The sequence below is a fragment of the Marinomonas mediterranea MMB-1 genome (assembly GCF_000192865.1).
Lineage (GTDB): Bacteria > Pseudomonadota > Gammaproteobacteria > Pseudomonadales > Marinomonadaceae > Marinomonas > Marinomonas mediterranea.
Genome location: NC_015276.1, coordinates 2,350,664 through 2,367,556, shown reverse-complemented (window position 1 = coordinate 2,367,556; position 16,893 = coordinate 2,350,664). Strand labels below are relative to the sequence as shown.

15 protein-coding genes are annotated in these 16,893 nt (G+C 42.0%); 3 read left to right on the top strand and 12 right to left on the bottom strand.

Annotated elements, in window-relative coordinates:
- Positions 1–3: 3 nt before the first annotated feature.
- The 3 genes from MARME_RS10835 to MARME_RS10825 are packed head-to-tail and all read right to left on the bottom strand — an operon-like array spanning position 4 to position 2,547.
- Positions 4–750: a DUF4194 domain-containing protein gene (locus tag MARME_RS10835; protein ID WP_013661306.1), complete on the bottom strand. Its 747-nt coding sequence runs from the start codon at positions 748–750 to the stop codon at positions 4–6.
- Entirely contained in the window at positions 750–2,141 is a 1,392-nt protein-coding gene (locus tag MARME_RS10830; RefSeq protein WP_013661305.1) for a Wadjet anti-phage system protein JetA family protein, read from the bottom strand. The genes MARME_RS10835 and MARME_RS10830 overlap by 1 nt, the downstream gene beginning before the upstream one ends.
- A gap of 28 nt (positions 2,142–2,169) precedes the next feature.
- Positions 2,170–2,547 carry a sirohydrochlorin chelatase gene (locus tag MARME_RS10825; RefSeq protein WP_013661304.1) on the bottom strand — a complete coding sequence of 126 codons (378 nt, stop codon included), beginning with the start codon at positions 2,545–2,547 and terminating at the stop codon, positions 2,170–2,172.
- A gap of 165 nt (positions 2,548–2,712) precedes the next feature.
- Between MARME_RS10825 and MARME_RS10820 the strand changes: the two genes are divergently transcribed.
- The gene (locus tag MARME_RS10820) at positions 2,713–3,621 is read left to right on the top strand and encodes a TIGR01777 family oxidoreductase (RefSeq protein WP_013661303.1); all 909 of its coding nucleotides are present in this window, start codon (positions 2,713–2,715) and stop codon (positions 3,619–3,621) included.
- A gap of 13 nt (positions 3,622–3,634) precedes the next feature.
- On the opposite strand, the gene MARME_RS10815 is transcribed toward MARME_RS10820, so the two are convergent.
- From MARME_RS10815 to MARME_RS10790, 6 genes are all read right to left on the bottom strand, one after another.
- Complete coding sequence (locus MARME_RS10815; protein ID WP_148231105.1) at positions 3,635–4,063, bottom strand: DNA topoisomerase family protein; 429 nt, start codon at positions 4,061–4,063, stop codon at positions 3,635–3,637.
- An 84-nt stretch (positions 4,064–4,147) separates the two neighbouring features.
- The gene (locus MARME_RS10810) at positions 4,148–4,522 is read right to left on the bottom strand and encodes a hypothetical protein (RefSeq protein WP_013661301.1); all 375 of its coding nucleotides are present in this window, start codon (positions 4,520–4,522) and stop codon (positions 4,148–4,150) included.
- On the bottom strand, positions 4,522–5,238 hold the full coding sequence (locus MARME_RS10805; protein WP_013661300.1) for an HAD family hydrolase: 717 nt from the start codon (positions 5,236–5,238) through the stop codon (positions 4,522–4,524). Before MARME_RS10805 ends, MARME_RS10810 begins: the two co-directional genes overlap by 1 nt.
- A 327-nt stretch (positions 5,239–5,565) precedes the next feature.
- Entirely contained in the window at positions 5,566–6,564 is a 999-nt protein-coding gene (hemH, locus tag MARME_RS10800) for a ferrochelatase (RefSeq protein WP_013661299.1), read from the bottom strand.
- A gap of 136 nt (positions 6,565–6,700) precedes the next feature.
- On the bottom strand, positions 6,701–7,480 hold the full coding sequence (locus tag MARME_RS10795; protein ID WP_148231025.1) for a hypothetical protein: 780 nt from the start codon (positions 7,478–7,480) through the stop codon (positions 6,701–6,703).
- A gap of 58 nt (positions 7,481–7,538) precedes the next feature.
- Positions 7,539–8,474 carry a chemotaxis protein CheV gene (locus MARME_RS10790; RefSeq protein ID WP_013661296.1) on the bottom strand — a complete coding sequence of 312 codons (936 nt, stop codon included), beginning with the start codon at positions 8,472–8,474 and terminating at the stop codon, positions 7,539–7,541.
- A 286-nt stretch (positions 8,475–8,760) separates the two neighbouring features.
- Between MARME_RS10790 and MARME_RS10785 the strand changes: the two genes are divergently transcribed.
- Both MARME_RS10785 and MARME_RS10780 read left to right on the top strand, forming a co-directional pair.
- Complete coding sequence (locus tag MARME_RS10785; RefSeq protein ID WP_190273402.1) at positions 8,761–9,792, top strand: EAL and HDOD domain-containing protein; 1,032 nt, start codon at positions 8,761–8,763, stop codon at positions 9,790–9,792.
- 99 nt (positions 9,793–9,891) lie between these two features.
- The gene (locus tag MARME_RS10780; RefSeq protein ID WP_013661294.1) at positions 9,892–10,659 is read left to right on the top strand and encodes a TatD family hydrolase; all 768 of its coding nucleotides are present in this window, start codon (positions 9,892–9,894) and stop codon (positions 10,657–10,659) included.
- Positions 10,660–10,930: 271 nt separating this feature from the next.
- Here the strand turns inward: MARME_RS10780 and MARME_RS10775 are convergent, their stop codons facing one another.
- The 3 genes from MARME_RS10775 to MARME_RS10765 form a co-directional block, all read right to left on the bottom strand.
- Positions 10,931–11,599 (bottom strand): TetR/AcrR family transcriptional regulator, encoded by a 669-nt coding sequence (locus MARME_RS10775; RefSeq protein ID WP_013661293.1) that lies wholly within the window; start codon positions 11,597–11,599, stop codon positions 10,931–10,933.
- A gap of 3 nt (positions 11,600–11,602) precedes the next feature.
- The gene (locus tag MARME_RS10770; protein WP_013661292.1) at positions 11,603–14,182 is read right to left on the bottom strand and encodes an EAL domain-containing protein; all 2,580 of its coding nucleotides are present in this window, start codon (positions 14,180–14,182) and stop codon (positions 11,603–11,605) included.
- Positions 14,183–14,487: 305 nt separating this feature from the next.
- The gene (locus MARME_RS10765; protein WP_041647885.1) at positions 14,488–16,884 is read right to left on the bottom strand and encodes a DNA polymerase II; all 2,397 of its coding nucleotides are present in this window, start codon (positions 16,882–16,884) and stop codon (positions 14,488–14,490) included.
- Positions 16,885–16,893 lie beyond the last annotated feature (9 nt).

The window sequence follows — 16,893 nt, the reverse complement described above, 5'->3', positions numbered from 1 at the left end:
GACCTATTGGTTCTCGTCTTCTTCTATTACTTGATGTTCCACGTTGTTCTCTGTGGCGTCTTGCTCGGATATCACGCCGCTATCCGGTGTTGTGTTTTGCTCAGTCGATGTCGCGTCATCTGACACGTTAACTTCACTGGACGAACCTGCGTCAAGGTCATCATCGTCAGGATCGCTACCATTAAAGGATTCAAGCTGACGCAAATACGCTTCGGTGACAATAAGTCGGACAACCGGCGTGATGTTTATCATCATATTTTTGCTGTCTTCATCGTAGGTTTTGCCACGAATAATGACGCCATGACGACTAAAGAGCGTCAAAATCTCTTTAAAACGCGTTTCTGTTGGGATTTCACGTTTTACAAGTTGAACAAAACGCTCAAGAATAGTGTGAGTGTTTGTTGTAACAAAGCCGTTATCTACCTCGAAATTCTCGATTTTCTCTTCGTAAATCTGTCGCAACACGAGCAACAACAATGTCTCGTCTGTTTTTAAACGAACAAAGGCTTCCCGTTGAACTGGTAAGATGCCGGCTAGTCGCTCATTTTCGTTGATGTAGAGCTTCATCCCAAGCGCGTCGAATAACTTTGAAAAGTAGTCTTGGTACATTTCGACTAACAAGAAGTGCTTGCGCTGTCCGTGCTTGTACGCACTGACAAATTGATTAGCGACTAAATAGTTTGCGGTTTGCTGAAATTCTTGTGGGTCTTTGGCAGACTCTTCAACGACTTTTTTTAACTCTCTAAGCATTAAGCTCTGCTCCTACGTACCACGTTGAATTCACGACATTCAACAAACTCGTGTACATCAACATATTGATCGGTGAATATAACTTCGTATGATTTTTCGACTTTTTTAGCGGATACACCTAATGCACCAACATAGCGAATGTGATCGAAACAAACAAAGTCTTCAACCGATTCGATGGTGAAGTCCAATATGTGTTTTGAATCATTTTCGATTAGCTGTCGATCGAGGTACCCTTCTAACTTCGCAACAGTAACTTGTCGAGCTTCATGGAAGCGACGCTGACGGTCACGGAACTCTAATGCAGATTCGGATACTTCTCGTGTCGTTATTACTCTAGGCGGTGGTGGGTCTTTACGTTTTATTGGTTGAGCGGCGGATTCAACGCCCACTATTTTACTTCCTACCACGCTCTTTAATACTGGTAGTGTTTCGAACTTAGCAACGTCGGTAATAATGCCCGATATTTTATTGGCCATACCCGGGCGTGAACTGTCCATATAACGAGCGGTATCGGCTGCTCTTTTCTCTAGTCGATAGCGATATTCATCTATTCGTTCTAATCGTTGCTCAATACTAGAAAAAGTTTGGATGATATCTCGACAGTCTTTTTCGACTAGACTTAACGCCGCTTCCATCGAAATAAGCTGCTGATCCATGTAGCACTGTGCAACCTTAGAAGTCAGCGTTGTGTCTGCAAGGAAACCGTTAGCAATTTCTAAAATCTGACGACGAAAGCGAAACGGGTTGTTACTTGTCTTAATCGTTTTATAGTCCGCAATCAAAATGCCTTCGACAAATAACTCAAAGAAACCAGAAACGATCTCTTTTGGGTTTCGGCGCGTAAATAGTTCTCGTTGTAGCGAACGAATACCAAGCAAAATTTGGTTAAGATGGGCCGAAAACTCTCTAGAAGCTTCTGCGGTTTGACTTAAGGTTACGCCACGTTCAACCGGATGTTTAACTACCGATTCAAGGTTGCTCAATATACTCAACACGGTAGCGCCATAGTTTCGTTTACCATGGCGACTTATTTCGACAAGAGATCTAAGTAACATTGAGACCTGAGGAGACATTAATACACTGACTCGATAGAGTTCTTGCTCCTCGATTAGCCATCCCGTATTCACCAAACGGTGATAGATTCTTAGCGCATAGTCATGGATTGTTTTTGGCGACTCAAACCCTTCCTTATGCTCATCATGCCACGCTAACGTATCGAGCTTATGTAGTGTGTCCTCAATTGATTCGATGATGGCAGATTTTTCTTTAATTGGATCTTCTGCGTGATCATAAAATACATCGGACAAATCAAATAAGACGGCCTCGATAAGCCCTTTATTGGACCCAGAAAGCGCTTGAAAGATTTCGCCCGGTAAATGAGTAAAAAGCATTCAGTTTAAATCCGTATGTTAAAATTCTTCAATTACTAAGTCGACCGATAATCGACTGTTCGATCGCATCACGCACAGCGTTGTCATCGCCAATAGGAGGCAATAAGGTGATATCGCGATTTTGAGCCTGACTAATGTCTTCTATTTGCGCAGGGACATCTTGACGTAAATGACGCCCAACGGCTAGAAATAGAGGCAATACGGCAAGCTTTTGCTTTGAAACTGGCAGAGATTGAATCACATCTTCTAGTGTCGGTGTCGTGAGCTCCATAAAAGCGAGGCTAACGCGATCAGAACCGACTTTTTCAACTATATTGGATGTTATCACTTCGAAAGGTTCTTTCCATTTAGTGTCTGGGCTACCATGCGCTAGCAGTATAATGTGATCGAATGAATTGAGTTGCATTTTTACGCCTTAATTTCTTATTACTCCCATTCTAACGAGCCTGATGAGGAAAAAGAAGCTTTTAGCGCGATAAGAATACATACTTGTTAAAATTGTTTATAAATCAAACATGTACCTGATCTAAATGGCGTGCAATGCCGTAAAAGGTAATTTAAGGGTAATTCGATGAATATATTGATAACGGGATGCACAGGGTTTGTTGGCCGTGAGTTAATAAAAGCTCTATTACGTGTTCAAAATACAACAAATACGATCTCTCTATATGGCTTAGTCCGTCGAAAAAATCATAACCTCGAACCGAAAGTTAAGCCAATCACCCTTGATCAAATCGCAGATCATTCTTTCGATGTGTTAATAAATCTCGCAGGAGAATCCATCGCCGAGAAGCGCTGGTCGGAATCTAGAAAACGTGCCCTTTATGAAAGTCGGGTGAGTCTTACTGAAGCGATTTATGAAAGGATGAATACCTCACCGAAGGTAGTAATATCCATGTCTGCCGTCGGATATTACGGTTACGATGACAGCGTACGTTTTAGCGAAGAAACACCACCCAAAGGCGGGTTCACTCATGACTTGTGTCGACAATGGGAGCAATCCGCTTTAGCGTTTGAAAGTAAAGGTTCACGTGTTTGCGTGCTTCGCCTAGGAGTCGTATTAGGTTGTGGCGGAGCACTGCAACAAATGCTGATCCCATATAAACTTTGCTTAGGCGGTAAAATTGGTACCGGCGCACAAGGGTTTCCGTGGGTTCATATAGACGATGCTTCTAATGTCATTGTTAATTCCATTTCAGATGATCGCTACACAGGCTCGATTAACCTAGTGGCTCCTGAGCAAGTGAATCAGGCTCAATTCGCCAAAAGTTTCGCAAAATCACTCAATCGCCCCATTTTGATGCCTACTCCAGCCATTGCTCTAAAAATGCTGTTTGGAGAGATGTCAGAGCTGCTTACGAAAGGTCAGTTTGTCCTACCTAATAGACTGGAAAAAATAGGGTACTCATTCAAGTACGATACATTGGACAGTGCGTTAGTCGAATGTTCGAAGCATTTATCTTTTAGTAAAAGCACTTAAGATAAGAGCTTCTTTATGATTTCTTTTTTGATTTTCGAGGTCTTGGTAGACCTTGATCGTCATCAAGAGTATTTCGACAAGTGGGATACTTAATGCACCCCCAAAAGTATCCCTTGGCCCCTTTTTTTCTAACTAAATAGTGGCCGCAGACTCGGCATGGATACTTTTTCGTTGTGGCCGGAACGCCGTTGTCGTCCTCAAGCGTCACTTTACACTCAGGGTAATTGGTACAACCCCAAAAGGCCTTTCCGTTATGTTCACGCTTTCTCAGTGGATTTTGACAAGATGGGCAAAAATATCGTTTTTTTCGTACTGGCCGTCCATCAACATTATCCGCAGTATAGTCACACTCTGGATAGTGAGAACAACCCCAGAACTCGCCTTTTTTACCCGATTTTAACGTTAGTTCGTTCTTGCATTTTGGACACAAATAACGAGTCATCGGCGTACCGATTTTACTCTCAGCTTGATCGAGAAACTCCTTTTCCCATTCATTATTTGGCTGATCAGTTACCAAACTTCTACCCTATTTCTCTTCACAACTATTAAAAAAACTGGATTCACATTCGTTCTTTTGAGGGTTGCTTTCCGATTCTTCGTCGTCAGTCATTTCTTTAACTTTTGCAGCCCCCTCTTCAACGTACCCTGCCGCTGCATTGCCAGCTTTTTTGACACCACTCCAAATATCTAAACCGATTTCCTTAGCCTTATCTGATGCGTCACCGCCTACTTCCGAAGCTTTCTCAGTGGCTTTTTCATACACTTCTTTGCCTTTTTCCAATGCACTGTCGCTCAGCTCAGAAGCCTTTTCTTTTGCGGTTTCAAGCGTACTTTGTTCAGCATGCACTGATATGCTTACAATACTGGCGCAGAAAAACGCCATTGTGATCAACTTGTTCATTAAAACCCTTTAATTTGATATGTGTTCATTAAAATATCCATCGCACTATCCATTCCATTAGCCTCTAAAATATCATATTTCGATAAGGTGGTCTTATCGACTTGTTCATGAACCCAAGTTGAGTGGTAAGGCACATGGATCGCATTGGCTCCGAGGTCTAATACAGGCAGTATATCTGACTTAACAGAGTTACCAATCATCAGAAACTCCGATGGCACGATTTGGTAGCGTTTAAGCAGCTCACTATAGGTCTGCACATTTTTTTCGCTGACCACTTCAATAAAATCAAAATGCTTAGCCAGTTTAGAACGTGCTACTTTTCCTTCTTGATCAAGCAAATCCCCTTTCGTAATAATCATGAGTTGCACGCGCCCTTTGAGTAGATCGAGTGCCGCCTGAACACCATTCAAAATCTCTACGGGCGCTTGTACCATTTCTTTGGCGAGTTGGATAATTTGATGTATTTCGTATCCCGTAATTCGCCCTTCAGTTAACCCTATCGACGTTTCAATCATAGACAAAGTGAAACCTTTGATACCGTAACCAAAGTGGCTGATATTTTCGATTTGAACGCGCTCTAGATGACCTTTTATGTAATCTTGATCATGATACGGACTTAATAAATCAAAAAAGCGCTGTTGAGCATGGGTGAACAGCTCTTCATTTCGCCAAAGCGTATCATCAGCGTCAAACGCTACTGTTGTAATGGTTGTCATAGTTTTCTCCATTCATTTCAAGACAGAGTCGCACTCTAGGGAAGGTACGAATAAGTCTTATGAGCTTCAGCCTTATCAGAGAAACAGCTTATTAAGGCGAGAGTGAGCAGGAATGTTAATACCTTTCAATCACTCTTAACGAAGATAGGCTGTTTCTCTGAAAGACCCAAAGGGCGTGCCGTACGTTGAGTTAAATTCGCGCTTTCTTTAATTCTTTATTAACTTTCTTGCCAATATGCTCAATATTGGACAGCGACATTTGTCTCCAGACACTTGCCTCGAATAAAGAAGAGTTATCCACACGCTGAAGCCAGTGGACTTGTTACCCTAGGGCTCATCTCTCCATGCAACCGTGTTTTCCAATATAATATCTTTATATAACGCGATATGCTCTGACGTGTCATTGAGCGCGGGAATATAATCGAATACTTCCCCACCGTTATGCTTAAACTCATCGCCCAACTCTAGAGTCACTTCCTCAAGTGTCTCAATACAATCGATAGAAAAAGCGGGACTGATAACATTGATTCGTTTTAAACCGGAGGCTGGCATCGATGCTAATGTTTTATCCGCGTAAGGCTGTAACCATTCTTCTCTGCCAAAGCGCGACTGATACACGTGCGTCCATTCATCTTCATTTAACCCGAGCTGTGTTGCAAGTAACGCACTCGTCTTCTCGCAACGACGAGCATAAGGGTCGCCATTAGTCACATAACGCTTGGGGATACCATGGTACGACAACACTAAATGTCGTTTTTCTCCTTGTGCTTCCCATTGGCGAGTGACGCTTTTTGCTAATGCTTGGATATAAAGCGGATGATCCGCATAGTCATGATATAGATTTAACGTGGGCCAATCTGGACATTTTGCTAATGAGTTCATTAACCGATCGTAAGCCGCTGCGGTGGTCGTACCCGAAAACTGTGGGTACATTGGTAATACGAAAATGTGCGAGACACCTTCTCTTCTAAATTGATTTGCAGCACTTTCTACGTTGGGAGTACCGTATGTCATCGCACTGGCAACAACGTATTGATCTTCTAACTGATCAAGAGCATTCTGCACGCCATCACGTAATCGATTCCCTAAAACAAGAAGTGGTGACCCTTCGTCCATCCATACCTGCTGATAGACTTTTGCCACTTTACGAGGTCTAAGATTCAAAATGATGCCATTTAAAATGGGCTTCCATAATATCGGCGATAAGTCGACGACTCGTCTATCCGACAAGAATTCTTTTAAGTATTTACGAACGGCTTCTGGAGTCGGTGCTTCAGGCGTTCCAAGGTTCATTAGCAAAACGCCTATTTTTTTGCTGCTAGCCACAATTACTCCTTTTTTGCTTCATACACAAAGGCACGAGCGAATATATATTAGTTAAAACCTGTGAGTTGAGTCTTTACGTCCCAAAGCCTCATTAAGATTAGGAGATTATCCAACATTTAAGCTTTAGATGTGTGTTTTAAGAAAATATTGCCCACAGACTGAAATCAGAAGACAAAAACGTCGCGTCCTTAAGCAATACGGAAAAACAAAAGCACATTGCAGACACATCCATTACCACTCTATCCGCTTTGGATTTTAGTTCTAGCTTAATAAAAGAAGACACAATAACCCCCATTAAAGACGCGATGATAGGCATTAGAGCTGAAAGCGTTACATTGAACGTATTGTCGACAGGTAGGATTATTAAACCAACACCCATTCCTAAAAACAAAAATAGGCTTTTTAAATGATCGAGCAGCGAATAGTGATCTTGGCGGCTTTTTGTCGCCATTGTCATATCAAAGAGCGTCAAGCCATAGACCATGTTGGCAATAAGACTGCCTACCAACGTTTTTTCCAATGGGTGACGAAAAGCCTCTAACCGGGCTTTGAATGACGAAGTAAGAACATAAAAAAGGCAATAGACACAGGTCACGATCGTAAGCATGGCCATATTGTAGCTTGTGAGACCAATAATCTGCCCAGCAATGACACCACCAAGTACGCACCCCGTAAGCGCCAGAGCAATACTTTCGACATTCAAGTGTTTTTGATTAACTTGCTTTACAAATAAGACCGCATTGCAAACTACAAGTACTAAGCAGCCATGAAGTACCATTGAACTAACTGGATAAACGTCCTCGCTCATCATTTGTATGATAATGAGTCCACTCCACAATACCGGTAGCGAGAACAAAGACAGGCGGTGGTACTGAAACACCAAGAAGCCAAGTAGGAAATAGAAAAAAATAGACATAAAAATATTCGAGGGACATGAAGTCCCTCTATAGTGCCCTTTCAAAAGGCCGTGTTAGCTAGTCGCGATTAATAACGTCTCTAATACGGTCTTGAACAACGGTCGCAAGCTTATCTGGCTGGAACTTCGATAGGAAATCATCGCACCCAACCTTTTGAACCATCGCTTTGTTGAAGCTACCACTTAACGATGTATGCAAGACAATGTATAGATCTTTCAATCTAGGGTCCTCACGAATTTCCCGCGTTAATCGATAGCCATCCATTTCTGGCATTTCCGCATCCGTTATCATCATCAGCAATTTATTCGGTACATCCTCGCCAGCAGAGGCCCAGCTTTTTAAACGTTCAAGACCTTTTTTACCGTCCATTTCTTCGTGAACAGTAATACCTAAATAGTCTAACGTTGAGCGGCATTGTGACAAACCAACCATAGAATCATCAACAACAAGTACTTCTAGCCCTTTTGCTAAGGACAATAAGTCTTTATCGATGACTTCGTCAGAAATTCGTGAGTCGTACGGCGATATTTCTGCCAATACTTTTTCCACATCGATTATTTCAACTAAACGTTCGCTGATCCGAGTAATCGCCGTTAAATAGTGTTGGCGGCCAGTACCGTCTGGCGGCGGCAATATTTCGTTCCAATTCATATTGATGATTCTATCAACTTCACCAACCATGAAACCTTGTACTGTATTGTTGTATTCCGTCACGATCAAGTTACAAGGCTGATCTCTATCGATTGGCTTCATGCCAATTGATTCTGATAGATCAATAACCGGAATAGTCCTGCCGCGAAAATGTGTAACGCCTGCAACCGAAGGGTGTCGATGCGGCATTAAATTAAGTCGAGGAAGTTGAACGACTTCCTGAACCTTGAATACGTTAATAGCGAACATTTGCATTCCACCTAAGCGGAACATCAATAACTCGAGGCGGTTCTCACCTACTAACTGCGTCCTCTGATCGACGGCGTCTAACATGCTTGCCATAGCGTACTCCAAGTGCTTCTTTCAAAGTGATACTACAATTATAACCATGATAATATAGATCGTAGCTTGTTAAAGTAACTTTTTGCATGAATAATGCATAAAAACTTACAAAATTATGAGAACCAACTTCCTATTTTGCAGAGAGAACATTGTCGATTCATTACTTAAGACAGAAGCTTATTATATAAAGCATTCTACTTATAGTGATTCCTGCAATTTTTCTTCCGAAAACTCAGAAAAGAGTACATTAATCAATGCTCTTTTCTTTAGTAGCCATGTAAAAGATGTGCTACCGAACCGCCCGTTGTTCATACAAATCCCGGTTGTCGATCTCGTAAGCTTACCTCCGCGAAATGCGTTAAGAGCCACCCTATTCCTTAAGTCAGACGAGCTGATTGGCCCAGAGATACTTTCTAGAATTAAAAAATTGCGCATGGAGGGGTTTGAATTTGGTATCGTCAACCCTTCTTGCGACACACCTGACGAGATTCTCAGAAATTTTACCAGCGTATGCTTTGAGCTTAGTAGAACAGGAATCACCAAGGTGCTTCAGAGTATCGAACTGCCTAGTATTTCACCCAAAAAAATATGGGTGTGTGATGTGCACATACAAAGTCAGCTAGATAAACTCGTTGCGACTAAAAAAGTTAACTCGTTCAGCGGCCCTTTTTTGACTCAGGTTGAACATATAAAAGGCAAAACTTTTCCGATATACAAAATCATCTTGGCGGAATTAATCGAAAAATTAAACAACCATACGTCTACCATTCGATCTTTGGCAGACACCGTTGAACGTGACCCAAACCTAGCTTTTCGGGTGATAAAATTAACCAAAGCGGTGCCTTATCATCGTCAATTTAGCATCCCAAATGTCCAGCGCGCATTAGAAATCATCGGATTAAGAGACTTGCTCAAATGGGTTACGCTTGCCATGTTTTCGAGTGTTGAAGGAAAGCCCGATTGCTTGACTAGCATGGCGCTTAGTCGCGCTTATTTTTGCCAACTGCTCGCCCATGAAATCTTTCCGGAACAACAAGGCGCTTTTTTAACGGGGTTATTTTCCTATTTACCTGCGATCTTTGAAGAAGATATGACATCTTTGTTAGAAAGCATACCGTTAGACTCACAAATCAAAGATGCCCTTCTGGCTAAGCGAGGCAACCTCGGTAGCATTCTCAAAGTTGTTTGTGATTTTGAAGCGGGACGGTGGGATATTCTACCGCTGGCTCAGTTAGAGCAACACGGCCTTGACGCCGACGGTTTGAGAAACGTCTATTTAGATAGCCTAAAGCAGGCAAAAGAGCTGAACATGCTTTAAAGAAGGTGTGGACTTATTCGTACCGTCCTTAACAATGCTTTGGTTTTTTTCATGCACGCACTTCTAACCACTACACACATACAGTAAACCTTATTCACTATGATAGACATCGGCGTAAACATTAATCACTCCCTATACCTAGACGATTTAACGTTGTTTCAAGATGAGTTAAAACAAAACGACGTTGAAGGTGTCATTTGCATTGCCTCCGATCTCGAAGAGACAGCGATCATTTCTGATCTTTGCAAAAATCACTCTAATTTCTGGTTCACGGCTGGCTGCCACCCCCACCAAGCCAAAACTTGGTCTGAGAACTCAGAAATAGCACTCGAGCAGTATATTCCCCACTCCGTTGCTATAGGGGAGACAGGGCTTGATTATAATCGTAACTACTCAACCCCACATCAGCAGCGCCTTGCTTTCGAGGCACAGATAAACTTAGCAAACAAACACAATAAGCCGCTCTATTTACATGAGCGAGATGCTCATGATGATTTAGTGGGCATGCTTAAAGAATTAAAATCGGAAGGCACAAAAGGGGTATTGCATTGCTTTACGGGTGGTGTCGATGAGTTGAAAGTCTATCTAGAACTTGGACTGTATATTGGGGTGACAGGCTGGCTGCTGGATGAGCGACGCGGCGACGAACTTAAAGAAGCGGTCAGGTATATTCCTGACGATAGGCTGTTGATCGAAACAGACGCTCCTTATTTGGTGCCTAGAAATATACGACCTCGCCCCAAAAAGAACCACCCCAAATACCTACCCTATATTGCACAAGAGCTCGCACGAATTCGCTCTGTGAATGTGGAGACAGTCGTTCACCAAGCTAGAATTAATACCAAAGCGTTATTTTGCATTGATTAGCACCTGGTTCCAAGCAAGCATTCGTTAACGCCCAAACATGTCCTTCTGATGATCCAGAAGGACATGTTATTCAACGGTTAGCAAGCCACAATTCTAGGGAAGGTATGAACAAGTCCACTGGCTTCAGCGTGTGGATAACTCTTCTTTATTCGAGACAAGTTTCACTGTCCAATATTGAGCATATTGGCAAGAAAGTTAACAAAGAATTAAAGAAAGCTTAGCCCACGCCCTTTGGGTCTTTCAGAGAGAAGATCCTCAACGGACTCCCTTTCTACACATAGCCTGCCGCTTGATGTTCATAGCTGAGTATGGATATAGGCAATGGTGCCAAAGGCGTTACTGGACAAACCTGAGTGCTCGCGCTGTCTAATCGGCTTTCACTTACTCCAACCGTAGACAAAATAAGTTTAGCAATAACTGACATGTCTTTATCACTTAGTGCTGAGCTTTCTTCGTACGCTTTTTTGAGTATAGGAAAAGCGCCCTGCTCTAAAAATGCCGCAGCCAGTTTAACATTATCAACCCTAAAAAGACCTTCTTTACTCCCTTCCAACAGCATAGGAATAATTAAGCTCTGTAAACCACCTTCTAATCTCTCTTCGAACGCAGCCCCTCTAAATAGATAATCCGCCCAAGATGGTTTACTTTCTACCAGTGTTGCAAAATATTTAAAGAGAATAGCGAGTTTTTCAATCGCATTAGACTGGGTGTTTACCAAAATCGAAACATCTTTAAATAATAAATCAGAAAGGCATTGCCTAACGTCTTTTAGCGCCTCGTCCTTACTATCATAATAATTGTAAAAAGTACCAATCGAAACATCGGCGTATTTGGCGATATCTTGTACAGTTATCTCCTGCCATTTACTTCCTAATACCATTTTTTGTACAGCTGTTCTTAGACGGTTGTGCGTTAGTGTTCGTTTATTCGGTGACTTCATATTTCACTCAATAATAGATCCGTTATTATTGAAGGCGAAAGCCCATTCTAGAAAAAGCTCCTTTGACATTGGTTTTCCATAATAAAATCCTTGACAAATAGAGCATCCAATTGACTTAAGCTTGGCTTCAATTAATTTAGTTTCCACCCCTTCGGCAACGACATGCATGTTAAGCTCCTTCCCTAGGTTAATAGCTACTTTAACTAAACTAAGGCTTCGCTGATTATGCTCCAAGTCGGCGAGGAATGACTTATCGATTTTTATCTCTGAAAAAGATAGTTCATGAAGATAAGAAAGAGAAGAATAACCTGTACCAAAATCATCTAGAGCAATATTAACACCCAACGCGTCTAGCTGAGCAAACGTTGTTTTACTCTGTGGTGAGTCTCCTAAAAAGGCGGTCTCTGTTACTTCTAGCGTTACATGATTTTCTGGCACATTATATTCAACGAGTATTGCTCCGATTCTATGAGCAAGTTTCTCATCTTCCAAGTTTCTCGCTGACAAATTGATTGCAATTTGTATTTGGCTATTCAGTTGTCGCTCATACTCCTCAACAAACTCGCATGATTTTCGGGTCACGTAGTCAGTTAAAGGTCCAATTAAACTACTCTGTTCAACAAATGGAATAATTAACTCTGGAGAAATCCAACCGTATTCGATGTCATGCCAACGCAATAGTGCTTCAGCCCCACGCAGCGACCCGTTATCGGTGTTAATTTGCGGCTGAAACCACACCTGTAACAAATCGTTTTCAAGCGCCTTTTTAAACTTCATTAACAGGCGCCCGCTGTATTCTGGATCGAGCCCCATTTTGTCGCTATAACGTAGCGAATCGATTCGTCTCTCTGAAGCTTCCTTTGATGCAACTTGAGATCGTCTAATTAAATTTTGCACTACATCGCCTGTGCGATAACGACACACACCAATGGTTAAATCTACTTCTAAAGATAGCCCATTAACAATCATCGTGTCTGAAAGCGTCTGATGCATTTCTTTTATCATTCGACTTTCTATCACAGGATCCAGTTCCATAGATATTAGACATAAGTCGTGGGAATCCAATACCACCACTTTTTTTAGGGTCCAATCCAAATCCAGAACAAGAAAATTACGCTTGTTTTGAGCGTACTTCATTGCTCTGAAATGAAGCTGCTTGATCATCTCATCCGCGACTTGGTGACCAAAAGCAAGTACTTGGTCGTAATACCCCTCGAAGTGAACGATAACCGCTGTTAGAGAGGCATCCTTGGGGATATCGTTAATAATTCTAGGCCAATTATTGAAAAGTACATCTTTTTTTGGAAGATCAGATAATGAGTCGTGAGTCGCTTGAAAAACCAGGTGGCGCTCCGCTTTTGCGCGCTCTTCAGACGCTTTCAAGCTTTTGATTGTTAAAGCAAACTTTTCTTTATGCTCTTGATTATAGCGATCAAATAGCGCTGAAAGTAGGAAAAATACGGCAAGAACCGAGCTCATGGCTGACGCGTTGTTTACAACTGATGTTGGCGGGAGTATACCAATCACACCTAACGTGGAGGTGACAATACCGATTAGCATTACCACCCAAGCACATAAAAAATAGTTTAGCGATACTTCAGTGTGTTTGGTCTTGCGCATGTTTATAAACGTCAGAATCACGGATAAAATACACGCAATAATTAAAAGGACGACACCCAGTTGGCTTAAAAGCGAATAAGAATTCGGGAGCAATGCCAAAAACAATGCTGTCGCACAGAGCCATTTAAATATTTTACTTAATTTACGAAAAAAGCCCTTGGAATAGCTTAAGTATGACTCTACAAAAGCAAGCTGAAAAAATGCGCTAAGGTAAATAACAATTAAGGTAAAGATTCCGTTTATTCTGGGCATATCCGGCCATACCCACTGAAACAAAAAACCAGATAACTGCAAATTTAATAGCCCTATAAAGGCAACGTATATCGCACACAAAACGAATCTTTTTTCAGTCGTCGTCACACTAATAATAAGACTGGTGATCAACATTAAGAGCATGTAACCGACGTAGCTGCCAATCAATAAATTGGCGTAAATAGCGCGTTGAACTTCCCCTCGCCTATCAGTAATAAAGAGAGGTATTTTTAGCGTCCCCTGTGAAGAAACGCCAATTAATAATTCAGATTGATATTTAGCTGAGCCAATCGGGAATAGAAATTTTTCGGAGGGTAAATAACGTGATGAAAACGCTTTGCTATCGCCTGTTTCCCAACGCTTAGAGGTGCCATCTGAAAATGACCTAAGCACGGTCACATGATCCAGCAACGGGTAATCCAGTAATAAAAATTGGTCATCACCTTTAATTGGTGGCAATTCAAATTTCAACCAAACACTGCCATCTCTATAGCCAAATCTGGCTGTATTATCGTTTAACGTCTTCCAGTTGTCTGAGCGCGGCCTTTTTATGTCTTCAACTGACGCGGAGTCGTATAAATAAAGAGGGGCTCCCCATTCATCTGACGCATCCTCCATAGATGAAAAGTGAACAGAGGAGTTATAACTCCAAAACATAGCAACAAATAACAGAGTTGCTAAATAATACACAAAAGTCTTTGCTTTAAGCATATTTTATCCTAAGACAGATTTCTTTTAGCCTCTATCTAAAAAAATGTTCACTATTAGATAGAGGCTAAAAGGAAAGTCACGCACAACAATCACTTCTTTATTTGTTTAAGGCGTTTGAATTACAACCACTTTAAGGAAGGTATGAACAAGTCCTCTGGCTTCAGCGAGTGGACAACCCTTCTTTATTCGAGGTAAATCCCACTCTCCAATATTGAGCATATTCGCATTCCTACCTGCTTTCGCCTTAATAGGCTGCTTCTCCAATAAGACTCAAGCTCATTAGGCCAATTCATACCTTCCTTAAACTAAAGGAGTTCTATTTGTTTCGTCAATATTTTTGCCAAAGATAAACCAAAAAACGGCAAAATACCGTCAGCGATCGGTGTAATCTGTTTTTCGATGTAATGATCATAGTCAGCATTCGTAATAAGGTCACCATTTTCGAAAGGTGTCACTCCAGAATGTTGATAATAAAAACTAACTCGCTTTCTTCCATGGCTGTATTCTAAAGGTTGATTTAGCTCCGCTCTTTTTGAGTCAATTATAATCGCAGCTCTTACATGCGGAGGAATCGTTTTTGAATAATGAGAGATAGGTCGACTTAGCTGCTTGGTATAAACTATTTCTTCGTCTAGTTTTCCCGCTTTTAAGTCATTGACGAACGATTGAATATACGCTTTTGGATCTTCGTCTTTGAACACCAGGTCAAAAAGCTCTTTTTGAAAGCGCTTTGCCAATGGCGTCCAATCGCTTCGAACGGCTTCTAGACCTTTAAAAATCATTTTTCCATCGGTAATTCCCGCATAACGCTTTTTACTTCCCTCTTCTTGCCCTCGAATCGTTGGCATATAAAAGCGTGTATACAGTGTTTCGAACTCCAGCTCTAAATAGGAGTCTAATCCAGCGAACTCCTTACACCATTTTTTTAAACCTTCATTAATTAAGGCGCATAGCTCACTGCCACGGTCTTTTACTTCTTCATCAGGGCAAGACAAGGTCACAAACAAAGAATCTGTATCGCCGTAAATGACTTTCGCGCCCTGCTCTTCCATCCACTTTTTACTTCTATCGAGCAACTCATGTCCGCGCATGGTGATGGAGCTGGCCAGTTCAGCGTGATAGAAACGACATACGTTTGAGCCCAATACACCATAAAACGAGTTCATTATGATCTTAATTGCGTAACTCAATATCTCGTTTCCGTTGCGCTTAGCCTCTTCCCTCGCTTGGGCAAGCTCTGAAACCAACGCGGGTAAAATCGCGACGGATCGGTCGAAGTTCGCTCCCAAGTAGCCAGGAACAGGCTGTTCGTCATCTTGATCATGCTGACCATTATCTAGATTTAATTTAGTACTAATGTCAGTAGGAGTGTCGTTGGGAGTCGTGACGCTTGCTAGATGACTTGCAACTGCGCGCGCCAAGGGATCGACATAGAAGGTACGGATGATACTTGGGTACAAACTCTTAAAGTCAAAAACTAAGACGTTCTTGTATAAACCCGGGACTGAGGACATGACAAAACCACCGGGACTTGGAACAAACGGCTCATCTCGCCACGCAGGAGCGACCCAGCCAGCTTTATGCAATCTTGGTAGATACAGGTTCTCAAATGACGCTACAGAGCCTCCTGTTTGCTCTAAGGGAATCCCTGTTAAGTCTATACGCGTTTTTTGGAGCTCGATCAAATTGAGCTTGTCGAATATTCGCTTAACCAATTCGCAGTCCTGTAGGTTATAGGCAACAAACTGCTCCATCTCTTCAGCATGCAAGCGCTCAATCTCTTGCCATCGATCACCGCCGTGAATGAGTTTCCCATCGTCCAATAGAGATTTGGACACTGAATTTAAACTGTAGGAGTCGAATTGGTATCCCCCTACTTTAAGTAACGTAATGCCGTCTAGCACTACACGTCCTGGAATCGTGGCGAAATATTTGCCTTTACCTTCTACCGTCCGAATGCTCCACGCTTCTCCCAATGCACCAAACGCAGGTTTGATGCCAAGAAATTTACAGCGCTTATCGAGAAAGAGCAGATCAAATCCGATGACATTCCAGCCAATAATAATGTCTGGGTTGTGACGTTTAAAAAACTTTATTAATGCGAGTAGCAAATGTTGTTCATCAGGGAAGAAATACGTATTAGGCACGTCTTGAGGTTTGTCGCTCACAACAAAAGCGATTTGATTAGTTTGTGACACTATCCCGACTGAAAGTAGCTCGTTTCGACTCACTGAGGTTTCAATATCAAGTGACCAAACTTTCCAGTCTGGCGTGAAGTCGCCAGGAATGATTTTAGCGTCCGTAAACGTATTACCGTCTCGCTTGCCTATAAAGCGTACAGCACCCCGTATATTTCGCTCCATCAGGTAACGATCTTGAGGTTTAACGTCTTCTTCGTATACGAGATATTCGCCTTTTTGAATAAAGGCAATCATCTGCTGCTGAAGTACGACACTGCCACAACGAACCATTAGTGTGGGGTCGTTATTGAAGTCTCTCAACCCAGACTCTTTTACATCAACGTTTTGAATCTCTGTTGGAAAGTAATCTAACGGAGCATTGGTAAAAAAGGTACTGAATTGCCGTTCAGGAATCACCCGAACGGTTTCTGATTCAATTTTAACGTAATACGTTATCTCTAAAGCGCCATTTACGTCTTTCGAATGGCGGCTCATTATGTAACCGTTGTGTTCTTCGAACATGTCCTTCAC